This window comes from Mycolicibacterium sp. XJ879 (genome assembly GCF_053483935.1).
This window is the reverse complement of the sequence record NZ_JBEFTH010000005.1, coordinates 172,434-196,674: the sequence shown is the minus strand read 5'-3', so window position 1 is coordinate 196,674 and position 24,241 is coordinate 172,434. Positions and strand designations below refer to the sequence as shown.

Here is a 24,241-nt window from a genome sequence, read left to right as displayed (position 1 = left end):
GCTCACGGGACGAACTCCACGTTGGACACCTTCGCCTCGTCGTCGATCTGCTGCACGGTGATCCGCATTCGCCACGACCGGGGCTGCTGCTCCGGAGCACCCGCGTTGCTGGTGTTGACGGTCACCGCCACCAGCACCTGCCCCTCGTCGCCCGATACGGACTCCAGGCCGGCCTCGGTGATGGTGCCCTCCGACTTCGACTGCGCCTGCTTGACGACCTCGACGAACGGTGCCGAGCGCTGCTGGAAGTCGTCATAGAACGTCCCGGTGGCCGAGTCGAGGATGCGCTGCACGTCCTCCTCGGCGTTCTCCCAGTCGATCGTCGTGAGGTTCAGCGCGCCCTGCCGGCCCACCTGCACGAACAGTTGACGTTGTTCCTCGGCCTGGTGCGCCTCATAGGCCTGATAGCCCAGCCACCCGACCAATCCGCCCAGCCCCAGCACGAGGACGACACCGACGATCGTGGCCAGCCGCACGTGCGACATCCGCGGCTTGGCGGCGACCTCCTGGGCGGAGTCCTCGTGGCCGGCGGCGGCGTCGTAGTCCTCCCCTTCGGCAGCGGTATCGACGACGTCGGTTTCGGCCTCGACTGGGCCTGGGTCGGCCGTGGCCTCGACTGGGCCGGGGTCGGCGGGGTCCTCAGACGTCGAATCGTCCGGGTTCCCCGCGGGGGGGTTCGCATCGTCTGCCATCAGGTTCCTCTGCGGCCCAGCGGGCCTGGTCGGGTGGATTGCATAGATCGGCTCCAACTTACGTGCGACACCTTATCGTCGGAGTTCAGAAGTCCAGGACATCCCTACCAAATCGGGATCCGTCTTTGGGAGCTTTGGCCCATACCCGACGACGCTTTCGCCGTCGCGGGCGCCAGGGACGGCCGACATGGTTTACTGAGTGCTACAACTGAAGCACCGAGGAGGAACCTGCGGTGTCACGACGAGAACCGCTCGCCCCGATGATCTCGCCCGACCCGGCGTCGGGGGCCGTCCGGTCGCCCAAGACGGCCGAGCTCGTGGCTCGTACGCTTCGACGCATGGTCGTCGAGGGCCAGCTGACGGACGGCGACTTCCTGCCGCACGAGGCTGAGTTGATGGCGCATTTCCAGGTCAGCCGGCCCACGCTGCGCGAAGCGGTTCGGGTGCTGGAGTCCGAACGCCTGGTCGAGGTGCGCCGCGGCTCCCGCACCGGAGCGCGGGTCCGGGTACCGGGTGCCGAGATCGTCGCGCGACCGGCCGGGTTGCTGCTGGCGCTGTCGGGCACCACGCTCGCCGACGTCTTGACGGCGCGCACCGCGATCGAGCCGCCGGCGGCCAAGCTGCTCGCCGAGGAGGGCACCGTCGAGGCGCACCGCGAGCTTCGCGCGTTGATCGACGCCGTACCGCAAGCCTGGGAGGACGGCACGCTGGCGGCGGCAACTGCGCTCCTGCACCGCCGCATGGTCGAGCTTTCCGGTAACGCGACGCTGGGCATGATCGCGGGCATGCTGCACGAGATCGGTGAAAGACATACGGCCGCAGCACTACTCGGGGCCGACAACCGGACCGGGATGGGCGAGGCGGAGTACGCGAAACTGCTCAAGTCCTACACGAAGCTGGCGGACCTCGTCGAAGCCCGCAAGGGCGACGCCGTCGAAGCGCACTGGCGTCGGCATATGGAAGCCGCAGGCGCAGCGATGCTTCGGGGCCACGAGCAGACCAGGGTCCGCGACATCATGGACTGAGCCGGTTCCGCGGGACGATCACCGCCCTGGCGGCACCAGCATCGACTGCCACGTCTGCTCTTCTGCCGACCCACCTGCCAGGTTGGACTGCGTGTAGACCTTCCCATCCGGCCCGACGTAACTACCGCTGGCCGGGTCGTATTCGGCGGCGGCGACGGGCAGCGGCGGCGTACCCGGCGGCGGGGGCGTGATGTCGACGGGCACGTCCGGGGGCACATGCGGAATGGGCTGACCCGACAGCGTGGCGTTGGGATCGCCCTTCCAGTTGTAACCGTCGTTGAGCGGCACGTACTGCTCGTCGCTCTCGCACATCTGCCACGTCGGAGCGCGCTTACCGGGCACGGTGATGCACGGCAGGTTGCGGGCGCCGCGGACGTTGAATGGCGCGTCCTGCGGTGTCCGGCAGTACATATCGCCCTCCGGCCGGTTTGGGTAGTCCTCGAAGACCGGCACCCGCTGCTGCTGCGCAGGCAGGAACCCGGTCGTACACGGCGGCGGCAGGTTCTGCGGGGGCAGCGGCAGCGGCGCCGGGAACGCAGGCAGGATCGCGTTCAGGTTGAAGATCAACGAGTCACCCATGTAGTCCTGTTTGGTGCCGCGCTTGTGCACACCCACGGCCTGCGTGACCGCGGTGCCCTGCGGCAGCAGCACCAGTAGCTGCTCGAGGCTCGGCTGATAGGCCACCGCGACCTCTCCGATGCTGACCAGGTTGGCCAACACGATCGGCAGCGTCGGTTGCAGCCGGTCGAACAGTGCACGCACCTCGTCGGCAGCACCGGGCCCCTTGGCCAGGATTCCTCTCACCGCCGGATCCTGGCTCTGCACTTGACCGCTGATGTTCGCCAGATTGGCCGCCCACGCCTCAATCGAGCCGGCGGTTTCGGTCTGGGTGTCGAGCACCGGCTTGGACTCGTCGATGAGCGTGAGCAGCGGGTCGAGGTTCTCGCGGGCGTCGATGGCCAGCTTGGCGCTGCCGCCGACCAACCGGCGCAAATCGGGCCCGAGCCCGCCCACCGCGGTATAAGCCTCGTCGACGACGGTCTTGAGATTCTCCTGCGGGATCGCCTGTAGGCCGCGCGCCGTATCGTTGAGGACCGTATTGATATCCGTCGGAACCGTGGTGCGATCCAACGCGATCACGTCGCCGTCCTGGAGGTCCGGACCTTCGCCGCTACGCGGAAGCAACTGGACGTACTGCTCGCCGACCGCGGACACGCTGTGCACCTCGGCTTCGAGGTCAGCGGGAATCGGGACGTCGGAGTCCAGCGACAGCACCGCCTCGACACCGGTATCGGTCAACTCGACGCTTTTCACCTCGCCGACCTGGACACCGCGGTAGGTGACGTTTCCCCTCGGATACAGCCCTCCGGTCTCCGGCAATTCCACCGTGACGCGGTACTGACCGACCCCGAGAAGCGTAGGGAGCCGCATGTATCCGAAGACCATGATGCCCAACGCCAGGATCGCGATGGCGGAGAAGATCGCCATCTGGATAAGGATCTGCCGGGTCATTCGCATGCTACGGCCCCTGATCCCAGCGGTACGGAGCAACCAACGGGTTGCCGCCTGGTGGCGGCACGTTGTGGTTGCACGGGCTGGGGAACTGGCCGATGGTCCGTCCCCATTGCAACTCCAACCAGGTCAGGTTGCACTCGAACCGCGTTCCGGTGAAGAAGCTCGCATCGAGTCTGCTCAACGTCAGGTCGACGACCAACGTCAGGTTCGCGTAGTCGCCGCGCATCCAATTGAGCAATGTCTCCTTGGGGAACGGGAAGGTCGGTAGGAAGCTCAGCGCGCGGGTCAGCGCAGGACCGGCGTCGGCCAACTCCTCCAGCACCACGCCGAGGTCCCTGAGCTCTTGCACCAGAGCGTCTTTGGTCTGGTCGACCGAAGCGGCGGTCAGCGCGCTGAACCGGCCGAGCTGGGTCAGCACCTCGGCCAGGTTCTGCCGCTGGTCCCTGAGCACGGCCAGGGCATCGGGAATGGTCCTTAGGGCTTTGTCCACCACCGGCTTCTGCTCGGCAATCTGACCCATCAGGTTGTTCAGGCTCTCGGCGGCGTCGATGATGTCTTGCTTCTGGTCATCGAGATGGCCGATCGCGATGTCGAGCTGCTCGATGAGGCTGCGCAGGTCGTTCTCGCGGCCGGTGAACGCGACGCTCAAGGCCTCGGTGATGTCGTGAATGTTGCCGATGCCGCCCCCGTTGAGCAACAGCGCAACGGCGGCCAGCGCCTGCTCGGTACTCGGATACGCACTCGAGGACTCCAACGGGATCAGCGAGCCCTCTTTCAGCTTGCCGACCGGCGCCACATCGGTCGGCGGTGCCAATTCGATGTGCAGTGAACCAAGCAGGCTGGTCAGCCCGAGCTTGGCCGTCGCATTCGCGGGCAGCTCGACGTCACCGTTGAGTTCCATCGTCACCAGCGCATGCCAGTCCTGGCGTTCGATCTTGCGCACGGTGCCGACGTTCACATCGCCGACGCGGACACGCGAGTTCGGCTCGATGTTGTCGACATCGGGCATCTGCGCTTGGATCGTGAACGCACCCGGCCCGGTGCCCTCGACGCCGGGCAACGGTAGCGAGTTCAGCCCCTGCCAGTCGGAACAGCCCGACAGCAGCGCAGCCGCCAGGGCCACCACCGCCCCTCTGCGAAAGAGCTTGCGCCGCATCATGGCCCGACTCCCTGGGGCACCATCATCCCGTGCAGACCACCGGCCGGGTTCGTGGGGACCGGTGCCTCCGCCGGCAGCGGCGGGCCCCCGGCCGGCGGCGGTGCCGGTGCCGGTGGACCTGAAGCCGGCGCCGGGGCAGGTTGCGGCGGGATGTAATCGGGCCGCAGCCAGTCCTCGCTGTAGGTCAGCTCATTCGGTCGTGTCGTAGCGCCGACGAAGACGTTCTGCATGATGGGCAGGAAGTTGTACTGGCGGTTCTTCAGGATCGGCGCCAGGTACTGCACGCACAGCTTGGCCGACTGCTCGGCGTTCAGCCGGGACGCCGCCTGAATTCCGCCGCACAAAAACGAAATCGGGTTGGCGAAGTTGTTGAGCATCGGCAAGCTGCTCACTGCCCCCTGGGCGGGTTGCCAGATATTGACGTAGTTCTGCAGTGTGTTGGGCGCCACGTGCAGGAACTGCTTGACGTCGGCGAGGCTGTCGGTCAGCGCCTGGGTCACCCCGGCCAACTTGTCCGACGTGGTGCCCAGCGCTTCGCGGTTGTCGGCGACGAACGCCTGGACTTCGCCGACCACGTTGTTGAGGTCGCGCAGCGCGTCAGCGACCTCGTCGGGGTCGTTGGCAAGCAGTCCGGTCACGCTCGCGAGGTTCTGGTTGAGCTGGCGCATCACGTCGGTGCTGTCCTGCAGCGCCGAAACCAGGATCGCGAGATTCTTGACCGTAGAGAAGATGTCGGTGCTGTGATCGCCCAGGGCTGTCACGGCCTGCGACAGCTTGATGAGGGTGTCCCGGATGTTGGCGCCTTCACCACGCAGGTTTTCGGCAGTGGTGTTGATGACCGATCCCAACGGGCTCACGTCTCCCGGTTCGGTCGGCTGCAGGGTTTCGGCGAGCCTCTCCAACTGCTGTCGGACCTCGTCCCACTCCACCGGGACAGCGGTGCGCGACTGCGGGATGACCGTATCGTCTTGCATCACCGGTCCGCCGGTGTAGGGCGGGGTCAGCTGAATGGCGCGCGCGGTCACCAGCGTCGGCGACAGGATCGCGGCCTTGGCGTCGGCCGGCACCTTGTACTTGCTGTCGTACCAGAACGAGATTTTGACCCGCTCGGGCTGCGGTTCGATTGATTCGATCCTGCCAACGGGCACGCCGACGATGTTGACGTCATCGCCGGGGTAGATGCCGTTGGCGTTGTCGAAGTAGGCGACGACGTGTGTGCGGTTGATGCGTTCGGTGTTGCCGAACACCACGATTGCGCCGCCGGCCAGTATCACCACCAGCGCGACGGCCAACATGTTGCGGGCGGCGCGCGTCATCGTCCGGCCTCTTCCGGTGCAAGGTGGGCGACGCCACCGGGAGCAGGCACCGCGACCGGAGACGGTGTCGGATCGGGCGTCGATTGCAGGCCCGGCGGTGCCTCGGCGGGCGGCCCCGGCGGCGACCCGCCGGGGGGCGGCGCCGGCAGCGGCTCACGGTATGGATAACAGCCGGGGCCGGGCAATGGCAGCCCGGGCGGTCCACACGCCTGATCGCCCGGATTGCCGGTGATGGCGTCGGGGACCGTCAGCCGCGGTTCGCCGCCCTGGCCCGTGCGCGGGAACTGCACCGGCAGCGCCGGTGTTCCCGGCTGCCCGACCTGCGGGTCGCTGAGTTCCGATGGCAGCTTCACATTGGGATCCAGGCCGAGGTCGGAGAACGCAGCATCGATGAACGGCTGCAGGAATTGGCCCGGCAGCAGGTTGGCGACGTAGTTCTTGAAGAACGGCCCGCCCGACACCGATTCACCCAGTGACATCACGTAGTCGGTAACCAGCTCGAGCGACTTCTGCAAGCGTTCCTTGCGGTTGTCGATGATCGTCAGCACGCCGTTGAGCTTGTCCAGGGCGGGTCGGAGGGTTTCGCGGTTCTCGCCGATGAAGCCCTGCAACTGCGCGCTGAGCGCCGAGATGTTGCCGGAAACCTCATCGAGTGCGGCGCTTTGATTTTCGAGCTCGGCCAGTAGCGCGTTGGTATCGGCGACCAGACTCACGATCTGGTTGCTGCGCTCGGCCAGCACCGTGGTGGCCTTGTTGGCGTTGCCGAGTAGACCTCGCAGCTGCGCGTCACGTTCATTCAGCGTGTCGGAGAACCGCGCCACCCCCTCGATCGCGATCTTCAGTTCCGGCGGCGTGTCGGAGAATGTCTCCGAGAGCACCCTCAGCGAATCCGACAACTGGTTGGTGTTCAGGCCGCTAATCGTCGTGGCCAATTCTCCCAATGCATCGGGTAATTCATAGGGCGACGTCGTGCGATCGAGTGGGATCGTGCCCTCCTGCTGGCCGTCACCGCGGGAGGTCACCTCGAGGATCTTCGTGCCCAGCAGGCCTTCGGTCTTGATCGCCGCCTCGGTGCGATCGCCCAACCGGATGTCACTGTCGACGGTGAACGTCACCAGGGCGCGGGGCCCGTCCACCTCGATGGATTTGACTTGGCCGACTTCGAAGCCCGAAACACGTACGGCCTTACCGGCTTGTAGCCCGCCCACTTCGGCGAAGTAGGCCGAGTACTCGCTGCCCTGCAGGAACGGCAGCCGATCGTAGTTCAACGCCCCGAGCACGATGCCGACCGTCAACACCAGCCCGACGGCACCGATGACGGTCTGATTCCGTTCAGAGAAGGACTTCACCTCGGCGCACACCTCCCGGTGGACTGCCCGGCGACTTTCACATAGACCGGTTGGCCGCCCTTGCCGTTTAGCTTGAGCACGATGTCACAGAGATAGAAGTTGAAGAAGTCGCCGTAGAGCCCTTGGCGTGCGAGCGCTTGATGGGCGTCGGGCAAAGTGTTCAGCAGGTTGTCGAAGTACTCGTGATCGGCCACCACGATTCCGGCCGCGCGGTCGGTCTCCTGCACCGTCTTGCTGAACGGTGGTCGAGCCTGCGACAAGAGATCCGCGACCGTTCCGGCCGCTTCGTTGGTGTACGCCAACCCGTTGCTGATGTCCTCTCGGCGCTCCGCCAGCGTCCCTACCAATTCGCTGAGCGCGTCGACTGCCTTCGCGAACTGGTCGTTCTGGTCGCCAAGTGATCCCAGCACCACGTTGAGGTTGACGATGACATCCCCGATCAGTCGGTCACGGTCGGCCAGAGTCGTTGTCAGCGCCGCGGTCTGGGCGAGGAACGAGTTGATTGTCGCGCCCTGGCCCTGCAAGGCCTGGATCAGCTGACCCGACAGCGCGTTGACCTGATCGGGATCCAGCGCGCGGAACAACGGCCGGAAGCCGCCAATCAACGCGTCGAGATCGAGCGCAGGAGACGTGCGGGCGAAGGGAATCGTGCCGCCGGGCTCGAGTTTCTTGACTCCGCCTGCGCCTTCCTCGAGCGCCAGGTAGCGGCCGCCGATGAGATCGTCGTATCGGATGACCGCCCTGCTGCCCTCGGTCAGCACCACCGACTCGTCTGCGGTGAACTCCACCCGTGCCGTGGTATCGGGTTGGATGGCGACGTCTTCCACGCTGCCGACCTCCACGCCGGCGATGCGGACGAAATCGCCGTTCTCCAACCCGGTGACGTTGGTGAACTCGGCGACATAGCTGTTGGTGGCTTCCCCGAAGCGAAACTCGCCGAAGACCGCGAACAATCCGAATACGCCGAGCAGGCACACAGCCAGGAACACGCCGAGACGCACTGCGTCTCGGCGGACCCTGGCGTTCATGCTGGACATGGCGTTTCACCTCTCATGGCGTGGTGGCTCATCCGAACGGCGGACCGGGTCGCGCCGGCGTCGGCAAGGGTGTCGGTCGTAGCGGCGTGGGCTGCATCTGCGCAGGCGAATGAACGATGAACGGCTCTGAACCCGGCGCCGGGCCCGGATCCCGCGGCGCCATCGGCGGCGGTGCGGCCGGCAGCCCCGGCCACAGCGGGGTGCCGTCGTCTGCGTACAGGTCCGCACCGTAAGCCGGAGCCCCCGGGTACGGGACCGGGCCTATCGCGGGTCCACCGAAGAGGTTGCGGACGCTCGGCGGTTCGGGCACAGCGCGGGTCGTCGGCAGGTAGTTGGCGTACCCGGGGAAGCCGATGCCGGGGTTGGGCCGCCAGTCGAGTCCGGTACCGAAGCCGGTGTTCGTGACGAGGTTGCGCACCGGCCAGTTCTCCGCGACGACGGGCAGCGAGCCGCAACTGGGTTTGCCGCCCGGCCCGCCCTTGGCGCCGATGATCGGCAGGTGATCGGGGTACCGGTAAGAGTCGTCGCCGAGGCCCAGTGCCACATCCAAAACCAGCGTCCGACCGTTACCGCCCGGTCCGTCGTATCCGCCGTTGTCCAGCAGGTGCTTGGCGCCGGTCAGCAGGCAGGTGTACTCCGGGCTGTACTTGTGCAGCAGGTTCGTCGTCGGCTCGAGCACGTTGATGGACTTGATCAGGTTCGCCTGGTTCGGCGCCAGCAGGTTGATTCCGCTGTTGGAGAGGCCAATGGTGGCCAGCAGCAACGCATCCAATTGGCTGGCCTGGCCCGTGATCGTGGCGCTCGTGGTGCTGAGGGCATCGAGGGTGGTCAGAATGTCCTGTGCTGCAGCGCTGTACGTGTCGTTGAAATCGCGCAGCGCGCGCAGGTCTTCGGTCACCGTTTGGTGACGTGGATTGACTTCGAGCAGAACTTGATTCGCGGCGGTGGTGGCCTCACCGATCAGCTCGCCCTGCCCCCGGACGCCCTCGGCGAGGGCGTACAGGGTGCTGTTGAGCTTGACCGGGTCGACCTGTTCGAGCACATCGACGATGTTCTGGAACACCGTGTTGGCTTCGACGGTGACATTGCGCGACTGGATCACCTGACCGGCGGTGAGTCGCTGTGAACTGGGATCGCTCGGATAGATCAAGTCGACGAATTTGGCGCCGAACACCGTCGTCGCCCTGATCTGCGCCTCGATGTTCGATGGGATGTACTCGATCTTGTCCTTGTCGATCTCGAGTTTCAAGGACACCGGAGTGCTGCCGCCCTGGATTGCCGACACCCGGCCGACCTGCACGCCGCGCAACTTCACATCGGCGTCGGTTTCCATCACCAAACCGGCGCGCTCAGATGTCAAAGTGACGGTCTCGGTGGCCCTGAAGGCGCCGACGAACAGGGCCCACGTCAGCCAGATGGCGACGGCGATGATCACCGCGAGGATCAACGTCCACCAAGCGGGATGCAGGCCTTCGTCTTCGACATCCATCGATCAGCCCGCCAGGTTGAAATTGCCGGATTGACCGTAGACCGCAAGGGAGAGCATCACCAGCACGAAGGCCGAAACGATCAGCGAGGTGCGCACCGCCCGTCCGACGGCCTCGCCAACGCCCGCCGGGCCGCCACGGGCGGTGTAGCCGTAGTAGGTGTGCACGAGCATGATCATCACCGACAACGCGATGGTTTGACCGAATGACCACATCAGGTCGGTGGGATTGAGGAACGTCCGGAAGTAGTGGTCGTACACACCCGTCGACTGACCGTACAGCACGGTGGTGCCGAACCGTGCCGCCCAGAACGCGGCGATCACACCGACGCAGTACAGCGGGATCACCACGAGAAAGCCGGCGACGACCCGCGTGGAGGCGAGATAGGCGACGCTTCGGATGCCCATCACTTCAAGCGCGTCGACTTCCTCGTTGATCCGCATGGCACCGAGTTGTGCCGTCGCGCCCGCTCCGATGGTGGCGGACAACGCCACCGCAGTGGTGGCCGGTGCGATCAGGCGCACATTGAAGAACGCTGACGCGAAGCCGGTCAGGGCCTCGACACCGATCTCCGAGAAGTCGGTGTAGCCCTGCACCGCCACCAGCGCGCCCGTCGTGACGGTGAGGAACCCGACGATCGCGACGGTGCCGCCGATGATGATGAGCGCCCCGGCGCCAAGGCCCATTTGGGCGATGATGCGGATCAACTCGACCTGATAATGAACGACGGTGTAGCGGATCGAACTCAGGGTCCGGCCAAAGAACTTGGCCTGCATCCCGACCCGGTTCCAGGGATCGGCGACGCTGCGGAACCGGGCTTTCAGCCAGGGGAACTGGGAATGCGGCCTCGAAACTGTCACAACGTCACCTTCACCGCAACTGCGGTCGCGACGATGTTGATCGCGAACAGGGCCATGAACGTGAAAACCACGGTCTCGTTGACCGCGTTGCCGACACCCGCTGGCCCTCCGCCGACGGAAATGCCCTTGTAGCAAGCGATCATGCCTGCGGACAGGCCGAACAGCGCGGCCTTGAGCAACGCGATCGTGACATCGGTGGTTCCGATGAGCAATGTCAGACCGGCCGCGAACGCACCCGGTGAGACGTTCTGGATGTAGACCACGAAGAAGTAGGCGCCCGCCAGTCCGACGAGGATCACCGTCGCCGACAACGCAAGCGACACCAAGGTAGCGGCCAGTACGCGCGGAACAACCAGCGCTTGAATGGGATTCACGCCCATGACCCGCAGCGCATCGAGTTCTTCGCGGATGGTGCGGGCGCCCAGGTCGGCGCACATGGCGGTAGCGCCGGCGCCCGCGACGACCAACACCGTCACGATCGGCCCGATCTGACGGACGGTCCCGAGCGCGGCGCCGGTACCGGAGAAGTCCGCGGCGCCGAATTCCCGCAGCAGGATGTTGAACGTGAACGTCAACAACACCGTGTACGGAATGGTCAGCATCAGGGTCGGAAGAATCGACACCCGCGCGACAAACCACGCCTGAGAGATGAACTCACGCCATGCGAAGGGCGGTCTGAACATCCACACGAATGTGTCGAGGGCCATCGAATAGAACCCACCGAAGGCGCGCACCGGTTTGGCAATTGCGTTGACAGCGACCATCAGTCGGCTCTCACCCGCGTGCCCTGCACCGCCATAGCAACGCCGACCTTCCCTGACACCAACAACACGCGCCTGTGATGGCTGTGGCGCAAGGGTACACAGGGGTGGGCGGCGGGGAAACGGATATCGGCATTTGCGGCCGAACACCAGACCGTGACACCAAAACCGGCCAAGCGGCTGCGGCGCTGTCAGCTACCCCGGACGGCGGCCTCCAGGTCGGCGACGACGATCTTTCGCATTCCGAGCATCGCTTTCGTCGCTGCGGCGGCCCGGGTCGGGTCCGGATCGTCGAGCAGCTCGTAGAGGCGGTCCGGCACGATCTGCCAGCTCAGCCCGAAGCGGTCCCTGAGCCAGCCGCATTGCGACTCCTCCCCGCCCTCGCTGAGCCGGTCCCAGTAGTAGTCGACCTCGCGCTGGTCTTTGCACCTGACGAGGAACGACACCGCCTCGGTGAAGCTGAAGTGCGGGCCGCCGTTGATGGCGACGAACCGGTTGCCGTCGAGCACGAAAGTGCCCGAAACCACCTGGCCCGGCGTGCCGGGTCCGGCGTCGGTGTAGCGGCTGATCTTCTCGATCGACGAGTTGGGGAAGACCGATACGTAGAACTGCGCGGCCTCCTCGAGGTTGTTGTCGAACCAGAGGGACGGTGTGATGGTCGGCATGTGAGTACCGACCGCCGAAGCGGACCGAACTCATCGGTGACGTTCGGCGCCCAGCGCGCGCAGCGCGAAGTCGAGCACCCGGGCCTTGGTCTGGTTGACCCGTTCGAGGTCGCGAAACGACTGGTTCGGCATCACCCTGCTGACGATCGCGTTGATCGCGACCGCGTCGGGTTCGGGGTCGGCCAGCGGAAACGTTCCGTCGTCGCGGCCCCGGCGCAGGATCGTCACCAGGGAGCATTCCCGGTCGCTGTGGGCCTTTTCGCGGGTCTCGCGGTAGCCCCGTGCGGCGCGGACCTCATCGGTGTCGATCACCGTGAAGTGCGTCCGCAGCGTGTCGTCGGTGATCAACGCGAACATGCCGTCGATCCACGCCGCCAGCTGCGCGGCCGGACCGCCGCAGGGTTGCGCGGCGATGTGGTCCAGGCGTTGAGCCAGCGCGTCGGTCTCGTGGCGCAGCATCGCCAGGAACAGTTCGTCCTTGGACTGAAAGTGGCGGTAGAACGCCCGCGTCGACACCCCGGCCCGCGCCAGGATCGCGGCCACCGGGATCGCACCGCTGTGCGGTTCAGACAGGCACCGGTAGGCCGCCTCGATGATGCAGCGGCGGTCATCCCCCGTATCGGACCGCACACGGCGGATTGTAGGGAGCCGCGCCCGTCACGGGCCGCAGATCGGCGCAAATGCCCGCTGGGTAACGTGAGCGCTCGGAACCAGCCGAGAGGATGTCCGTGAGCACCACCCGCAGCGAATCGCGCACTGTGCAGTTTCGGGGCAGCGAAGGCATCACCCTGGTCGCCGACGAATGGAACCGCGATGCGCCGCCGGTCGACCGGCCCACCGTGCTGCTGCTGCACGGCGGCGGCCAGAACCGCTTCTCGTGGAAAAACACCGGGCAGATCCTGGCCGATCACGGCCTGCACGTGGTGGCGCTGGACAGCCGCGGCCACGGTGACAGCGACCGGGCACCCAACGCCAACTACACCGTCGACGCGTTGTGCGCCGACACGCTGGGGGTGGTGGACCAGATCGGCCGGCCGGTGGCGCTGATCGGCGCGAGCATGGGCGGAATGACCGGGATGCTGGTCGCTGACGCCGCCGGCCCACAGAAGGTGACCAATTTGGTGCTGGTCGACGTCGTGCCGCACTACGAAAAGGACGGCAGCGCCCGGATCCGCGACTTCATGGCCAGCGGTATCGACGGCTTCGAGACGCTGGAGCAAGCCGCCGACGCCGTCGCGGCGTATCTGCCCTATCGCAGGAGGCCGCGCAATCCGGAGGGGTTGAAGAAGAACCTGCGCCTGCGCGGCGGGCGGTGGTACTGGCACTGGGATCCGGCATTTTTGACCGCGCCCATGGACGACCCGTTCGTGCGGGTGGAAAAGCTCGACCGGGCCGTGATGAACCTGTCCATTCCGATCCTGCTCATCCGCGGCAAGCTGTCCGACGTGGTCAGCCCCGAAGGCGTCGCGGACTTCCTGCAGAAGGTGCCCCGCGCGGAGTTCGTCGAACTTTCCGAGGCCGGCCACACGGCCGCCGGCGACGATAACGACGCGTTCTCCGATGTCGTCGTGCAGTTCGTCTGCCGCTGACTTTCTCCGCGCGAGCAGACGCAAAATCCCCTAAACAGCACCACTTTTGGGGGATTTTGCGTCTGCTCGGCAACAGGACCGGCTAGGCCAGCAGCGGGACGCGCTCGTCGGCGTTGTCAGTGAGGATCTCGAACATCGCGCGGCGCTCGGCCACCAGCTCGGCACGCTCGAACGCCTTGCCTGCCACCTGCATTCGACATGTGGCGAGAGCCGAGTTGTAGCAGTACTTGGACCGGCCGTCGGTGTCGGTGTAAGTCAGACCGATGGCGTCGGCGGGTTCGGCAATCAACTCACCCTCGATCATGCGCTCCCCCACCCTGCCGCCGAACGTCCACGTGAACGGCCGGTACCGTCCGTGGGTCTGCAGGCTGCCCAGAACCGAACGCACCGCGAATTCCTCTCCGGCATGGCGGAACACGAACAGCGTCGCACCGGGCAACAGCAGCGACCCGACGGCGGCGCGGGCCGTGACGATTTCCAGCGTCGAGTCGGGGGCATTGTCGAACCCACAGATTTGCCCGTAGGCGTAGGCGGGGGTGTGCCTGCTGCCCCAGTTGTGGCTGACGCTGCCGGTCCAGCCGTCCATCACGATGGGTACGTCGTCGAGTTCGAGCTGGCCATCGAACTGCGCCAAGGGATCTCGCACCATCGTCTTCGCTGTCGGGAACCGCGTCTCATACGCCCGCTCGGTGAGCAGTTTGACCGGTTCCCCGGGGCCGGGCGTGATCCGCAGGTCCCAGCGCGACGAGCGGCCACCACCGGTCACCACGCCGTGGGCGGACCGGTCGTCGAGGACGGCCGATCCGATGCGCGCCGACCACGGTTCGTCGGCGTAGCTGGCCAGGTCGATGGGGTAGGGCTCCTTGAGCGCCCGGTTGCCCGCGCCGTCCGGGTCGAACACCATCACCCACACATCGGCGACGGGCTCGGCGACCGTGGAAAGCAGCAGCGTTTGGCGCAGCCACACGGCTTGTGCCAGTTCGGGATGGTTGGCGCGGATGTAGCGACTCTCGTAATAGGGGGCCTTCGGGATCCTCACGGGTTCAGCATCCAATACTTGACCGGTGATGACAGCCCAGATCGTCGCTTACGCGCTCGGTGCGGTCGCGGCGGTGCAGGCCGTCGCGCTCGTCGTACTGTGGCGGCGAAACCGCACGCAGCAGGCGGAGCTCGACGACGCGCGCCGGCGCGTCGACACCAAAAACATGCTGCTCACCGGCGGGCGCGAGGCGGTCAAACAGGTGTGGCAGACCGCCAACATCCTGCGCAAGGACGGGTTGGGCGCCGCGGTGCGGTCCTCCATCGAGGACCTTGCCGATTGGGCCGAGGTCGAACGCCCCGACCTGGCCCGGCTCGCTACCAGCGGCGTGGTGGTCATCCTGTTCACCGACATCGAGGAGTCCACCGCGCTCAACGAGCGGATCGGGGACCGCGCATGGGTGCGGCTCATCGGCCGCCACGACAAGATGGTGCGCAGACACGTGCACACCCACTCCGGGCATGTGGTGAAAAGCCAGGGCGACGGCTTCATGGTGGCCTTCGCGCAACCCGAGCAGGCAGTGCGGTGCGGCATCGACATTCAACGCTCACTTCGACGACAGCCCAACAGGATTCGTGTTCGGATCGGCATTCACATGGGCAAGTCGGTGCGTCGCGGCGACGATCTGTTCGGACGCAACGTCGCGATGGCCGCGCGGGTGGCCGGCGAGGCGAGCGGCGGCCAGATTCTGGTCAGCCAGGTGGTGCGCGACGCCCTCGCCGACGCCCCCGATATCGCGTTCGACGACGGCAGCGACGCCGAGCTCAAGGGGTTCAGCGGCGCACAGCGGCTCTACGCCGTCGGCGACTGTTCTGGTTGTTGTTCGCTTTCGGCGACGCGTTGATGCAACCGGGCGCGGATGTCCTCTGGCGTATAGGCATTTCGGCGACGCTGGTCGCGGGCGACCAACACCCCGCCGGCCACCACGCCGGCGACACTGGCCAACCCGACCCATTTCCATATCCGGCGCATGGCATGAGTCTGCCTAAGCTGCCAGGGTGAGGCCAACCACGGTGCCGTTGCAGCAGGCGCTCGACCAAACCCGAACCGGGGATCTGTGGCTATTTCGCGGACGTTCGGGCCCCGACCGCGCGATCCAGTCGTTGACCAATAGCCCGGTCAACCACGTCGGCATGACGATCGCGGTCGAGGACCTGCCTGCGTTGATCTGGCACGCCGAACTGGGCGACAAGCTGACCGACATGTGGACCGGCGACAACCACCGGGGCGTGCAACTCAACGATGCCCGTGAGGTGGTCGAACGCTGGGTGCACCACTACCACCAGCGCTGCTGGCTGCGTCAGCTCATCCCACATGCCGACCGCGAGCAGGAGGATCGCGCGCTGAAAGTGGTGGCGCGGATGGACGGCACCCCGTTTCCCAGCACTGCGCGGCTGACCGGCCGCTGGTTGCGCGGACGCGTCGCGGTGTCGGACGTGACGCGCGGCATCCCGTTCCTGCACAAAAAGGTCAGCGAGGCCAGCCGACGCAAGAAGGCCGAGAAGCTCAACGTCGGGCTGGAAACCGCGTACTGCGCCGAGACCGTCGCCATCACCTACGAAGAGATGGGCTTGCTGTCCACCGAGAAGCACTTCAACTGGTTCGACCCGGGATCGTTTTGGAGTGGCGATTCGCTGCCGTTAGCGCCGGGTTACCAGCTCAGCGCCGAAATCGAAGTGCTCCCATAACTTTTCGGTGCCTTAGGTACAGCAATTCGGGTCAAGGACGACGCATAACGCCGCGAGGGCGTCACGGTGCGCCCGGTGGTAGACGTTCATGCCGCGCCGTTCGGATTCCACCAGACCGGCTTTGCGGAGTTGGGCGATGTGGTGGCTGACGGTGGACTCGGTGAGAGCAAGGGCAGTTGCGAGTTCACCGCTGTTCTGCTCGCTGGCGTCGGCGCCGAACAGCAACGAGATGATCTTGACCCGCGCGGGGTCCGCCAACGCCTTGAGCCGCAGTGCCACCTCGAGTGCGGCCTCATCGGTCATCGGCCCCGCAGCCACGGGGGCACAGCACACCGGCGCGGACATGTCGATCATGGGCAGTGCTTTCGGCATGGAACCCATCATAGCCAAGCCTCTTGACATATATCGAAAAGGAGGGGCATTCTGTAACCGGCGCCAGTTCGATATATGTCACATCACCGGAAGGTTCATCATGTCCCGTATCCAACTCGCCCTCAATGTCGACGACCTCGACCAGGCGATCACCTTTTACTCGAAGCTGTTCAACACCGCACCGAACAAGGTCAAGGACGGCTACGCGAACTTCGCCGTCGCCGATCCGCCGCTCAAGCTGGTTCTGCTGCAGAATCCCGGCCAGGGCGGCACGATCAATCACCTCGGGGTGGAGGTGCAAACCAGCGAGCAGGTGCACACCGAGATCGCACGGTTGTCCGGCGAGGGCCTGTTCACTTCCGAGGAGCTCGGCACGACGTGCTGTTTCGCCACCCAGGACAAGGTGTGGGTGACGGGGCCGGGCGGTGAGAAGTGGGAGGTCTACACCGTGCTCACCGATTCGGACACCTTCGGCGACGGTTCGCAGGAGCCGTGCGCATGTGTCGCTGACGAGCCGGTGCAGGCATAGGGAAACACCCGGTTCATCTGCGGCGCGCAGAACCTGACTTTGTCCGCGGATGGTTTCGAAAGTGACGACCATCCCCTTCGGCCGCCACCGCTTGACCTCCGGTGGCGGCCGATTCTCATGCCTGGCACCTGCGATGTTTCAACATCGCTTCTCGGGGGGTACACGGCCGTCATCAGGTTCAGCTCCAAGAGCCGCCGAATTCACTCGATGAACGGGGATTGCCGCATGGCTGGCTTGTCTGGCGATTACAAAGATGTGACGGATATGTTCCGGCGGCTCAAGAAATTTCCCGAAGGCTCGGCACAGTACAGGCGTCAGCGCGACGCGATCATCGAACGCTGCCTGCCGTTGGCCGACCATGTCGCCTTCCGTTACCGGGACCGCGGCGAACCGCTCGACGATCTCATTCAGGTGGCGCGCGTCGGCCTGCTCAACGCGGTGAACCGCTACGACGTCGACACCGGCGCGGAGTTCCTGTCGTTCGCGGTGCCGACGCTGATGGGCGAGGTGCGCCGCCACTTCCGGGATCACGGGTGGGCGGTCAAGGTGCCGCGGCGGTGCAAGGACATCCAGGCACAGCTGGTGCGGGCCCGTGCGGAGCTGTCCCAGGTACTGGGCCGCGCGCCGAACGCCTCGGAGATCGCCGAACATCTGGACGTGCCGCGTGAGCTGGTGGTCGACGCGACGATCGCCAGCAGCAACTACTCGACCCTGTCGACCGACGTGCAGGCCGGGCCCAGCGACGATTCGCGCGCGGTGGTGGACACGCTCGGCGACGTCGACCCCGGCATGGACAAAGTGCTCGACCTCGAAACGGTGCGCCCGCTGATCGCGGCGCTGCCGGAGCGGCAGCGCACGCTGCTCACCCTTCGGTTCTTCGAAGACATGACGCAGACGCAGATCGCCGAGCGCATGGGGATCTCGCAGATGCACGTCTCGCGGCTGCTCGCGAAATCACTCGACACCTTGCGCCGCCAGGTGCGCGAGCCGGAGCTGGCAGCGGCCGGATAGTTCAATCCAGCGCACGCGTGAACGTCATCACTATCGCCGCCTCTCCTGACGGCGTGACCTGTGGCTCCGGCTCACCCTTTTGGACGAAGCCGGCTCCTTCCAGCACGCGACGTGATCCGGCGTTTTCCGGGACCGTTCTGGCCGTCAAGTGGGTCAACCCTGCGCCGGCAGCGATGCGCGCGACGGCAGCAAGGGCCTGCTGAGCGGCGCCGCGACCACGCGCCTCCGGACACAGCCAAAACCCCACCTCGGCACGGGTTTCGCCGATGTCGAACAACACGATGCTGCCGAGAAACTCATCAGCGGAGGCGTCGGCGATGGCGAGCACCGCCAGCGAGCCGTCGGCCAGACCGTCGGCGATGACGCCGTCGATCTGCTCGCGCACGATCCGCGGTGAGTAATGCGGCAACGGAAGGTGCCCGTAGCGGCGAACGGCAGGATCCCGGGTGCCGGCGGCGAAAGCCTGGGCGTCGTCGTGGCGCAGTCGCCGGACTGTCACGTCACCCTCGGCGCTGGGCAGACGATCGGCGAGAGAACGAGGACGGGACATGCTGGGCACGGCCGCGAACCCTAACAGCGCCGCGCCGGCCAGCACCGCGCCGGCAGGAGGCGCCCACGCGATGTCAGCGATGAGGTATCCGGCCGCGGAGACCAGCGCGAGCAACCAGTTCTCTTTGGGCGCGTGGGTGAGCAACATCCGCGCGACCGCGGCGATCGCCAGTACGACGCCCGCGACGCGGGCTACGACGTCCCAGCGGCTGGGCAGCCCGCCTGCGTTGACCAAGACGAACACGATGCCGAAGACGATGCCGACCGCGGCGAAGACACGCGAGAGCCTCACGGTCTCGGCGGGCAGGGTTCGCTTGGCTTGCCAGGTGACACCGGGGGCCTTTCAAACTGGCGCTAGCGACGAGAATGCACACAGGGCTGTTGCGCGGCGACCACTGCCCTGTGTGCAATCTCGGTCATAGCGCGCCGGCGGCAGGTGGGTACAAGAACGGCCGGCAATCGGTTACTCGATCGCGGCGCGGATGATCATTTCACGACTCCGTAGCCAGATTGCGGGACATCTCGTCAGACGTTGAACCGGAATTCGACGACGTCACCGTCGGCCATGACGTAGTCCTTGCCCTCCATGCGCACCTTGCCCGCGGCCTTGGCGGCGGCCATCGACCCGGCCTCGACGAGGTCGTCGAACGACACGATCTCGGCCTTGATGAAGCCCTTCTCGAAGTCGCTGTGGATCACGCCGGCGGCTTTCGGCGCAGTGTCGCCTTGCCGGATTGTCCACGCCCGCGCCTCTTTCGGCCCTGCGGTAAGGAAGGTCTGCAGCTTCAATGTGTGAAACCCCGCACGCGCCAAGGCATCCAGACCTCGTTCGGACTGGCCGATCGACTCGAGCAACTCGGCGGCCGACTCGTCGTCGAGCTCCTGCAACTCGGCCTCGATCTTCGCATCCAGGAACACCGCGTCCGCCGGGGCGACCAGCTCGCGCAGCTCGGCCTTGCGCGCCTCATCGGTGAGCACCGCTTCGTCGGCGTTGAACACGTACAGGAACGGCTTGGTGGTCAACAGGTTCAGCTCACGCAGCAGCGACGCGTCGAAGCGCGCCCCGAACAGCGTCGTGCCGCCGTTGAGGATCTCCTGAGCGGCCACCGCGGCATCGTGGATCGGGCGGCGGTCCTTGTGGGTACGCGCCTCCTTTTCCAGCCGCGGTAACGCTCGTTCGAGCGTCTGCAGATCGGCGAGGATCAGCTCGGTCTCGATCACCTCGATATCGGACCTCGGGTCGATACGGCCGTCGACGTGGGCGACGTCGTCATCGGTGAAGACACGCACCACCTGGCAGATCGCGTCGCATTCGCGGATGTTGGCCAGAAACTTGTTGCCCAGACCGGCGCCCTCGGACGCGCCCTTGACGATCCCGGCGATGTCGACGAAGGTCACCGGCGCGTAGATGATCTTCTCCGAGCCGAAGATTTTCGCTAGTTCAGGCAACCGCGGGTCGGGCAGCGGCACCACACCCTCGTTCGGTTCGATTGTGGCGAACGGATAGTTGGCTGCCAGCACTTCGTTGCGCGTCAGCGCGTTGAACAGCGTCGATTTCCCGACGTTCGGCAGTCCGACGATTCCCAGATTCAGGCCCACAGGGTCCAGAGTCTAGGAGAGTGTGACGGGCACGCCAGCACCGCGCTGGCAGCCGCGCTCAGCAAGAGCCGGTACGGTCTACCTGTGTCAGCACAGCGCGCACGGTCGGCAGTGACCGCCGACCATCGTTCCGTGCATCCAAACTTTCCGGGTGTTCCGTGGTGGGGTGCCGTGCTGATCGCTATTACCGCGACGACGATCGGCTTCGCGTTCGATGCCGGGTCGGGCAGCAAAGAACTGAGCGCGGTGTTCGCGGCTTGCTATGTGCTCGGTTGCCTGGCCGCGGTGCTCGCCGTGCGTCAGGCCGGCCTGTTCACCGCCATCATCCAGCCACCGCTGATCTTGTTCGGCGCCGTGCCCACGGCGTACTTCCTGTTTCACAACGCCCAGATCACCAGCGTCAAAGACGCGCTGATCAACTGCGGCTATCCGCTCATCGAGCGCTTCCCGCTGATGTTGTTCACATCGGCCGCGGTGCTGCTGATCGGCGCGGCGCGCTGGTACTACGGCGTGGCGACGCGCAAGTCGAGCTCGCAGACCGACAAACCCGCGGTGGCGTCGACGCTGACCGCGAAGTTGTCGTCGTTGTTGGCACGCCCCCGCGCCGACGGCGACGAGGCCGCCGCAGAACCGCCACGCAAGCGGCGCACCGCCGAGCGGCCCCAACGGCCCCAACGGGCCGAACGCACCGACCGGCCCCGCCGCCCCGCCAGGACCCCGGCGGGCACGTCGGGGCGCAGCGGAAAACCGACCAAGAGCACGACGCCGTCGCGTTCGCGCCATGTCCGGCCGCCGGAGGGCGAACCTTTCGACCCGCTTGCCGAGCGTCCGCGCCGCAGCAGGGCCAACCGCCAGGCCGAGCCGCCACCGCCCCCGCGGCGACGCCCTCGCAAGGCGGCCAACCCGCGCCAGCCGGGCCCACCGCCGGCTGACCGTCGCTCGGCCTACAAGCGCCCCGAGCCCGAGCGTCGCCGCCGCTACGACGACTACTACGAACCGCGTGAACCACACACCAGCAACGGAAACGGCACACACCACCCGATCTCCCGGGTGCGTTACCGCGGTGCCGAGGGCGACGACGACCGTGCGAGCTACCGCACCCGTCGGCGCCCGACCCGCGGCCGCGACGCCGAAAGCTGGGAGTACGACATCTAGCCCTGCGCGCGCAGGAAGCTGCCCGCGGCGTTCACCGCGGGCCCCGAACTGCCTGCGTCGCTGACGAATACCGCGAACGCCAGGTCGCCCCGGATCCCGACGAACCAACCGTGCGCATGCGTGTCGTCGATGTACTCGGCGGTCCCGGTCTTGCCCAGCAGGCCCGGAATGGCGCGCAGCTCGGTGGCGGTCCCGTCGGTGACGGTTTCGCGCATCATCGCCTTGACCTGCTCGGCGACCGTCGCCGCCAGCGGCTCCGGGGTCCGATCCGGCGTTCCGGGCTGGCCGGCCACGATCGCCGGTGCCGGCACCGAGCCGCGCGCGATCGAGGCGGCCACCAACGCCATCCCGAACGGTGACGCGGTGACCTTGCCCTGACCGATGCCTTCCTCGACGCGCAGCGCGGCTGTGTCGGCCACGGGTACTGAGCCGGTGACGGTGGTCATTCCGGGCGCGGTGTAGTCGATGCCCAGGCCGAGCTGCTCGGCGGCCTTGGTCAACGCGTCGGGCGGCAGGTTCACCGCCAGCCGGCCCATCGTGGTGTTGCAGGACCGCGCGAACGCGGTGTGCAACGGCACCTGCCCGAGGTCGAAGTTGTCGTCGTTGGGGATCTGGCGGCCTTCGATGTTCTCGGTGCCCGGGCAGGCGACGACGCTGTCGGGGGTCACCTGGCCGGCCTGCAGCGCCGCCGACACCGTGACGGTCTTGAACGTTGAGCCCGGCGGGTAGAGCCCGGTCAGCGCGATGGGTCCCTGCGCGTCGGCGGCGGCGTTCTGCGCGACGGCCAGCAGACCGCCGGTCGACGGCTGGATGGCCACGATCGCCGCCGGGGTCGGCAGCGGCGCCAGGGCCTGCTCCCCCGCGCGCACCATGCCGACGTCGAGGGTGCTGTTGATGTCGCCGACCGGCTCGGGGTCCTGCCCGCCGACCCGGCGCGGCCCCGCGCTGGTCGCCGCGTTCACCGCCCACCCGAACGCGGCCTCGGTGCGCTGCTGCCACAGGTCCGACAACCCGGCCAGCGTCGGTGAGGTCAGCGTCTTGTCGACGGCCAGCAGCCGCGTCTGCGGGGACAGCGTGACGTTGGCAAGGCTCGTCAGTTGCGACTCGATCGGCTCAAAGTCCTCTTGGCGCAACGTGATTGCGGTGACCGGTTGACCACCGGCCGCAGCGAGGTCCTGTCGCAGCGACTCGGCGGTGATGCCGGGCGCCAGCGGGTTCAGCAGCGCGGCCAGCGCGCCCAGGTCCGCGCCCGTCGATACGTTGACCAGCGTGACGATGTGCTGGGTCAACAGTTCGGCGCCGGTGCGGTCGAGCACCCGCGCCGCCGGGCTGGGGACGAGCGTGCTGTAGGACAGCGGCCCCGCGTCCAGGCCCGGTGCGACGGTGGCCGGATTCCAGTCGACCTTCCACTTCGCGTCCGACTCGACGGCGGTGCCGGTGGTCGTGTAGTTCCACTGGGTCTGGCCGTCGCGGAACTTCCACGTCGTGTCGAGGGTGAACGTCGCGCCGCCGTCCTCCCGAGGCTCTGCGGCTTGAGCCTGAACCTGCACGTCGGTGCCCAGGCTGGCGAACAACTCCGCCAGCGTGCCCGACGCCTCCGTCGGGTTCGTGGTGAGCGCTGCGGCGGCCGACGCGTCGCCCCTGGAGAGGGCCTCGGCGAACGCGTTGACCGTGTCGGTCAGCCGGTCCTGGGCATTCGAGCAGCCGGATAGGACGAGCACGAGCGCCAGTCCCCCGGCGAGTGTCCTAAGCGCCATGGTTTTGGCCGCTTCTGCGTCTTCTCGCGGTTATGACCTGGCGGGCCGGATTTCCCGGGGAAGGGCGAACACCAGCGTTTCGTTGGCCGTCGTCACCGGCTGCACGGTGCCGTAGCCGTACTCGGCGAGACGTTCCAGAACACCGCGCACCAGCACCTCGGGCACCGACGCGCCGGAGGTGACACCGATCGTCGTCACCCCGTCGAGCCAGGCGGGGTCGATGTCATCGGCGTAGTCGACCAGGTGGGCAGTGTCTGAACCCGCCCCCAGCGCGACCTCGACCAGCCGCACGGAGTTCGACGAGTTGGCCGACCCGACAACGATCACCAGCTGGCACTCCGGTGCCATCGCCTTCACCGCGACCTGGCGGTTCTGGGTGGCGTAGCAGATGTCGTCGCTGGGTGGATCCTGCAGTTTCGGGAAGCGTTCGCGCAGACGCTGCACGGTTTCCATCGTCTCGTCGACCGACAGCGTGGTCTGCGACAGCCAGATCACCTTGTCCTCGTCGCGCACCCTCACCTGGTCGACCGCGTCGGGCCCGTCGACCAGCTGGACGTGGTCGGGCGCCTCGCCCGCGGTGCCGATGACCTCTTCGTGGCCCTCGTGGCCGATCAGCAGGATGTCGTAGTCGTCGCGGGCGAACCGTTTGGCCTCGTTGTGCACCTTGGTCACCAGCGGGCAGGTGGCGTCGATGACCTTGAGCTCGCGCTCCTTGGCGTTGGCGTGCACCGTCGGCGCGACGCCGTGCGCGGAGAACACCACGATGGCGCCCTCGGGCACCTCGTCGGTCTCGTCGACGAACACTGCGCCCGCCTTGGCCAGCGTTTCCACGACGTGCCGGTTGTGCACGATCTCGTGGCGCACGTAGACCGGTGCGCCGTGCTTTTCCAGCGCACGCTCCACGGTCTCGACGGCCCGGTCCACTCCGGCGCAGTAACCTCGCGGTTCGGCCAGCAGCACCCGTTTGCCCGTCACACCACCGGTCACCGAGCCCGCTGCCGTCTGGCTGACGCCCGGAATCCCCATGTCAATTGTCGGCGGCATGGCACCCAGCGTACGCATCGGCAACCGTTTCAGACCAGCGCAG

25 protein-coding genes are annotated in these 24,241 nt (G+C 66.6%); 7 read left to right on the top strand and 18 right to left on the bottom strand.

Going from position 1 to position 24,241, the window contains the following annotated elements; translation table 11 throughout:
- Positions 1-2: 2 nt before the first annotated feature.
- A complete protein-coding gene (locus tag ABQF13_RS13790; RefSeq protein WP_448393314.1) occupies positions 3-692 on the bottom strand; it encodes an Rv1363c family protein in 690 nt (229 codons plus the stop codon).
- A gap of 233 nt (positions 693-925) precedes the next feature.
- On the opposite strand from ABQF13_RS13790, the gene ABQF13_RS13785 reads away from it, so the two are divergent.
- Positions 926-1,717, top strand: a complete 792-nt coding sequence (locus ABQF13_RS13785) for a FadR/GntR family transcriptional regulator (RefSeq protein ID WP_448393313.1) — start codon at positions 926-928, stop codon at positions 1,715-1,717.
- An 18-nt stretch (positions 1,718-1,735) separates the two neighbouring features.
- On the opposite strand, the gene ABQF13_RS13780 is transcribed toward ABQF13_RS13785, so the two are convergent.
- The 10 genes from ABQF13_RS13780 to ABQF13_RS13735 all read right to left on the bottom strand — a co-directional run bounded on the left by ABQF13_RS13780 (position 1,736) and on the right by ABQF13_RS13735 (position 12,496).
- Positions 1,736-3,235, bottom strand: a complete 1,500-nt coding sequence (locus ABQF13_RS13780; RefSeq protein ID WP_448393312.1) for an MCE family protein — start codon at positions 3,233-3,235, stop codon at positions 1,736-1,738.
- A gap of 1 nt (position 3,236) precedes the next feature.
- A complete protein-coding gene (locus tag ABQF13_RS13775; protein ID WP_448393311.1) occupies positions 3,237-4,391 on the bottom strand; it encodes an MCE family protein in 1,155 nt (384 codons plus the stop codon).
- Entirely contained in the window at positions 4,388-5,707 is a 1,320-nt protein-coding gene (locus ABQF13_RS13770) for a virulence factor Mce family protein (RefSeq protein ID WP_448393310.1), read from the bottom strand. The genes ABQF13_RS13775 and ABQF13_RS13770 overlap by 4 nt, the downstream gene beginning before the upstream one ends.
- Positions 5,704-7,056 carry an MCE family protein gene (locus ABQF13_RS13765; RefSeq protein WP_448393309.1) on the bottom strand — a complete coding sequence of 451 codons (1,353 nt, stop codon included), beginning with the start codon at positions 7,054-7,056 and terminating at the stop codon, positions 5,704-5,706. The genes ABQF13_RS13770 and ABQF13_RS13765 overlap by 4 nt, the downstream gene beginning before the upstream one ends.
- The gene (locus tag ABQF13_RS13760) at positions 7,053-8,084 is read right to left on the bottom strand and encodes a virulence factor Mce family protein (RefSeq protein ID WP_448393568.1); all 1,032 of its coding nucleotides are present in this window, start codon (positions 8,082-8,084) and stop codon (positions 7,053-7,055) included. The genes ABQF13_RS13765 and ABQF13_RS13760 overlap by 4 nt, the downstream gene beginning before the upstream one ends.
- A 37-nt stretch (positions 8,085-8,121) precedes the next feature.
- Positions 8,122-9,582 (bottom strand): MCE family protein, encoded by a 1,461-nt coding sequence (locus ABQF13_RS13755; RefSeq protein ID WP_448393308.1) that lies wholly within the window; start codon positions 9,580-9,582, stop codon positions 8,122-8,124.
- A 3-nt stretch (positions 9,583-9,585) separates the two neighbouring features.
- Positions 9,586-10,440, bottom strand: coding sequence for an ABC transporter permease (locus ABQF13_RS13750; RefSeq protein WP_448393307.1), 855 nt, complete (start codon positions 10,438-10,440; stop codon positions 9,586-9,588).
- The gene (locus tag ABQF13_RS13745) at positions 10,437-11,204 is read right to left on the bottom strand and encodes an MlaE family ABC transporter permease (protein ID WP_448393306.1); all 768 of its coding nucleotides are present in this window, start codon (positions 11,202-11,204) and stop codon (positions 10,437-10,439) included. Before ABQF13_RS13745 ends, ABQF13_RS13750 begins: the two co-directional genes overlap by 4 nt.
- Positions 11,205-11,392: 188 nt before the next feature.
- Complete coding sequence (locus ABQF13_RS13740; protein ID WP_448393305.1) at positions 11,393-11,866, bottom strand: VOC family protein; 474 nt, start codon at positions 11,864-11,866, stop codon at positions 11,393-11,395.
- 30 nt (positions 11,867-11,896) lie between these two features.
- Positions 11,897-12,496, bottom strand: coding sequence for a TetR/AcrR family transcriptional regulator (locus tag ABQF13_RS13735; protein WP_448393304.1), 600 nt, complete (start codon positions 12,494-12,496; stop codon positions 11,897-11,899).
- 98 nt (positions 12,497-12,594) lie between these two features.
- Between ABQF13_RS13735 and ABQF13_RS13730 the strand changes: the two genes are divergently transcribed.
- A complete protein-coding gene (locus tag ABQF13_RS13730; RefSeq protein WP_448393303.1) occupies positions 12,595-13,455 on the top strand; it encodes an alpha/beta fold hydrolase in 861 nt (286 codons plus the stop codon).
- A gap of 82 nt (positions 13,456-13,537) precedes the next feature.
- Here ABQF13_RS13730 and ABQF13_RS13725 read toward each other — a convergent pair whose 3' ends face one another.
- Positions 13,538-14,488: a hypothetical protein gene (locus tag ABQF13_RS13725; RefSeq protein WP_448393567.1), complete on the bottom strand. Its 951-nt coding sequence runs from the start codon at positions 14,486-14,488 to the stop codon at positions 13,538-13,540.
- Between the two features lie 34 nt (positions 14,489-14,522).
- Here ABQF13_RS13725 and ABQF13_RS13720 point away from each other — a divergent pair, with 34 nt between their 5' ends.
- On the top strand, positions 14,523-15,338 hold the full coding sequence (locus tag ABQF13_RS13720) for an adenylate/guanylate cyclase domain-containing protein (protein WP_448393566.1): 816 nt from the start codon (positions 14,523-14,525) through the stop codon (positions 15,336-15,338).
- Here ABQF13_RS13720 and ABQF13_RS13715 read toward each other — a convergent pair.
- Positions 15,287-15,466, bottom strand: coding sequence for a hypothetical protein (locus ABQF13_RS13715; protein WP_448393302.1), 180 nt, complete (start codon positions 15,464-15,466; stop codon positions 15,287-15,289). The two genes, ABQF13_RS13720 and ABQF13_RS13715, sit on opposite strands and share 52 nt — an antisense overlap.
- 41 nt (positions 15,467-15,507) lie before the next feature.
- Between ABQF13_RS13715 and ABQF13_RS13710 the strand changes: the two genes are divergently transcribed.
- Positions 15,508-16,182 carry a guanylate cyclase gene (locus ABQF13_RS13710; RefSeq protein WP_448393565.1) on the top strand — a complete coding sequence of 225 codons (675 nt, stop codon included), beginning with the start codon at positions 15,508-15,510 and terminating at the stop codon, positions 16,180-16,182.
- Positions 16,183-16,194: 12 nt separating this feature from the next.
- Here ABQF13_RS13710 and ABQF13_RS13705 read toward each other — a convergent pair whose 3' ends face one another.
- Complete coding sequence (locus ABQF13_RS13705; RefSeq protein WP_448393301.1) at positions 16,195-16,554, bottom strand: Rv2640c family ArsR-like transcriptional regulator; 360 nt, start codon at positions 16,552-16,554, stop codon at positions 16,195-16,197.
- Positions 16,555-16,654: 100 nt separating this feature from the next.
- Here ABQF13_RS13705 and ABQF13_RS13700 point away from each other — a divergent pair, with 100 nt between their 5' ends.
- Positions 16,655-17,083, top strand: a complete 429-nt coding sequence (locus ABQF13_RS13700; protein WP_448393300.1) for an ArsI/CadI family heavy metal resistance metalloenzyme — start codon at positions 16,655-16,657, stop codon at positions 17,081-17,083.
- A 225-nt stretch (positions 17,084-17,308) separates the two neighbouring features.
- Positions 17,309-18,094 carry a SigB/SigF/SigG family RNA polymerase sigma factor gene (locus ABQF13_RS13695; RefSeq protein WP_448393299.1) on the top strand — a complete coding sequence of 262 codons (786 nt, stop codon included), beginning with the start codon at positions 17,309-17,311 and terminating at the stop codon, positions 18,092-18,094.
- Position 18,095: 1 nt separating this feature from the next.
- On the opposite strand, the gene ABQF13_RS13690 is transcribed toward ABQF13_RS13695, so the two are convergent.
- Together ABQF13_RS13690 and ychF are read right to left on the bottom strand one after the other, a co-directional pair.
- The gene (locus ABQF13_RS13690; RefSeq protein WP_448393298.1) at positions 18,096-18,935 is read right to left on the bottom strand and encodes a GNAT family N-acetyltransferase; all 840 of its coding nucleotides are present in this window, start codon (positions 18,933-18,935) and stop codon (positions 18,096-18,098) included.
- 233 nt (positions 18,936-19,168) lie between these two features.
- Entirely contained in the window at positions 19,169-20,242 is a 1,074-nt protein-coding gene (gene ychF / locus ABQF13_RS13685; protein ID WP_448393297.1) for a redox-regulated ATPase YchF, read from the bottom strand.
- A 132-nt stretch (positions 20,243-20,374) separates the two neighbouring features.
- On the opposite strand from ychF, the gene ABQF13_RS13680 reads away from it, so the two are divergent.
- Positions 20,375-21,397, top strand: a complete 1,023-nt coding sequence (locus ABQF13_RS13680) for a DUF6542 domain-containing protein (RefSeq protein ID WP_448393296.1) — start codon at positions 20,375-20,377, stop codon at positions 21,395-21,397.
- Here the strand turns inward: ABQF13_RS13680 and ABQF13_RS13675 are convergent.
- Positions 21,394-23,154, bottom strand: a complete 1,761-nt coding sequence (locus ABQF13_RS13675) for a penicillin-binding transpeptidase domain-containing protein (RefSeq protein ID WP_448393295.1) — start codon at positions 23,152-23,154, stop codon at positions 21,394-21,396. The genes ABQF13_RS13680 and ABQF13_RS13675 overlap by 4 nt on opposite strands.
- A 30-nt stretch (positions 23,155-23,184) precedes the next feature.
- Positions 23,185-24,198 carry a 4-hydroxy-3-methylbut-2-enyl diphosphate reductase gene (locus ABQF13_RS13670; protein ID WP_448393294.1) on the bottom strand — a complete coding sequence of 338 codons (1,014 nt, stop codon included), beginning with the start codon at positions 24,196-24,198 and terminating at the stop codon, positions 23,185-23,187.
- Between the last annotated feature and the right edge of the window lie 43 nt (positions 24,199-24,241).

Bases quoted from the DNA above. Each gene is read 5' to 3' on its own strand.
- ABQF13_RS13790 (WP_448393314.1), bottom strand. From the start codon at position 692: ATGGCAGACGATGCGAACCCCCCCGCGGGGAACCCGGACGATTCGACG.
- ABQF13_RS13780 (WP_448393312.1), bottom strand. From the start codon at position 3,235: ATGCGAATGACCCGGCAGATCCTTATCCAGATGGCGATCTTCTCCGCC.
- ABQF13_RS13775 (WP_448393311.1), bottom strand. From the start codon at position 4,391: ATGATGCGGCGCAAGCTCTTTCGCAGAGGGGCGGTGGTGGCCCTGGCG.
- ABQF13_RS13770 (WP_448393310.1), bottom strand. From the start codon at position 5,707: ATGACGCGCGCCGCCCGCAACATGTTGGCCGTCGCGCTGGTGGTGATA.
- ABQF13_RS13760 (WP_448393568.1), bottom strand. From the start codon at position 8,084: ATGAACGCCAGGGTCCGCCGAGACGCAGTGCGTCTCGGCGTGTTCCTG.
- ABQF13_RS13755 (WP_448393308.1), bottom strand. From the start codon at position 9,582: ATGGATGTCGAAGACGAAGGCCTGCATCCCGCTTGGTGGACGTTGATC.
- ABQF13_RS13745 (WP_448393306.1), bottom strand. From the start codon at position 11,204: ATGGTCGCTGTCAACGCAATTGCCAAACCGGTGCGCGCCTTCGGTGGG.
- ABQF13_RS13740 (WP_448393305.1), bottom strand. From the start codon at position 11,866: ATGCCGACCATCACACCGTCCCTCTGGTTCGACAACAACCTCGAGGAG.
- ABQF13_RS13720 (WP_448393566.1), top strand. From the start codon at position 14,523: ATGACAGCCCAGATCGTCGCTTACGCGCTCGGTGCGGTCGCGGCGGTG.
- ABQF13_RS13715 (WP_448393302.1), bottom strand. From the start codon at position 15,466: ATGCGCCGGATATGGAAATGGGTCGGGTTGGCCAGTGTCGCCGGCGTG.
- ABQF13_RS13705 (WP_448393301.1), bottom strand. From the start codon at position 16,554: ATGCCGAAAGCACTGCCCATGATCGACATGTCCGCGCCGGTGTGCTGT.
- ABQF13_RS13700 (WP_448393300.1), top strand. From the start codon at position 16,655: ATGTCCCGTATCCAACTCGCCCTCAATGTCGACGACCTCGACCAGGCG.
- ABQF13_RS13695 (WP_448393299.1), top strand. From the start codon at position 17,309: ATGGCTGGCTTGTCTGGCGATTACAAAGATGTGACGGATATGTTCCGG.
- ABQF13_RS13675 (WP_448393295.1), bottom strand. From the start codon at position 23,154: ATGGCGCTTAGGACACTCGCCGGGGGACTGGCGCTCGTGCTCGTCCTA.
- ABQF13_RS13670 (WP_448393294.1), bottom strand. From the start codon at position 24,198: ATGCCGCCGACAATTGACATGGGGATTCCGGGCGTCAGCCAGACGGCA.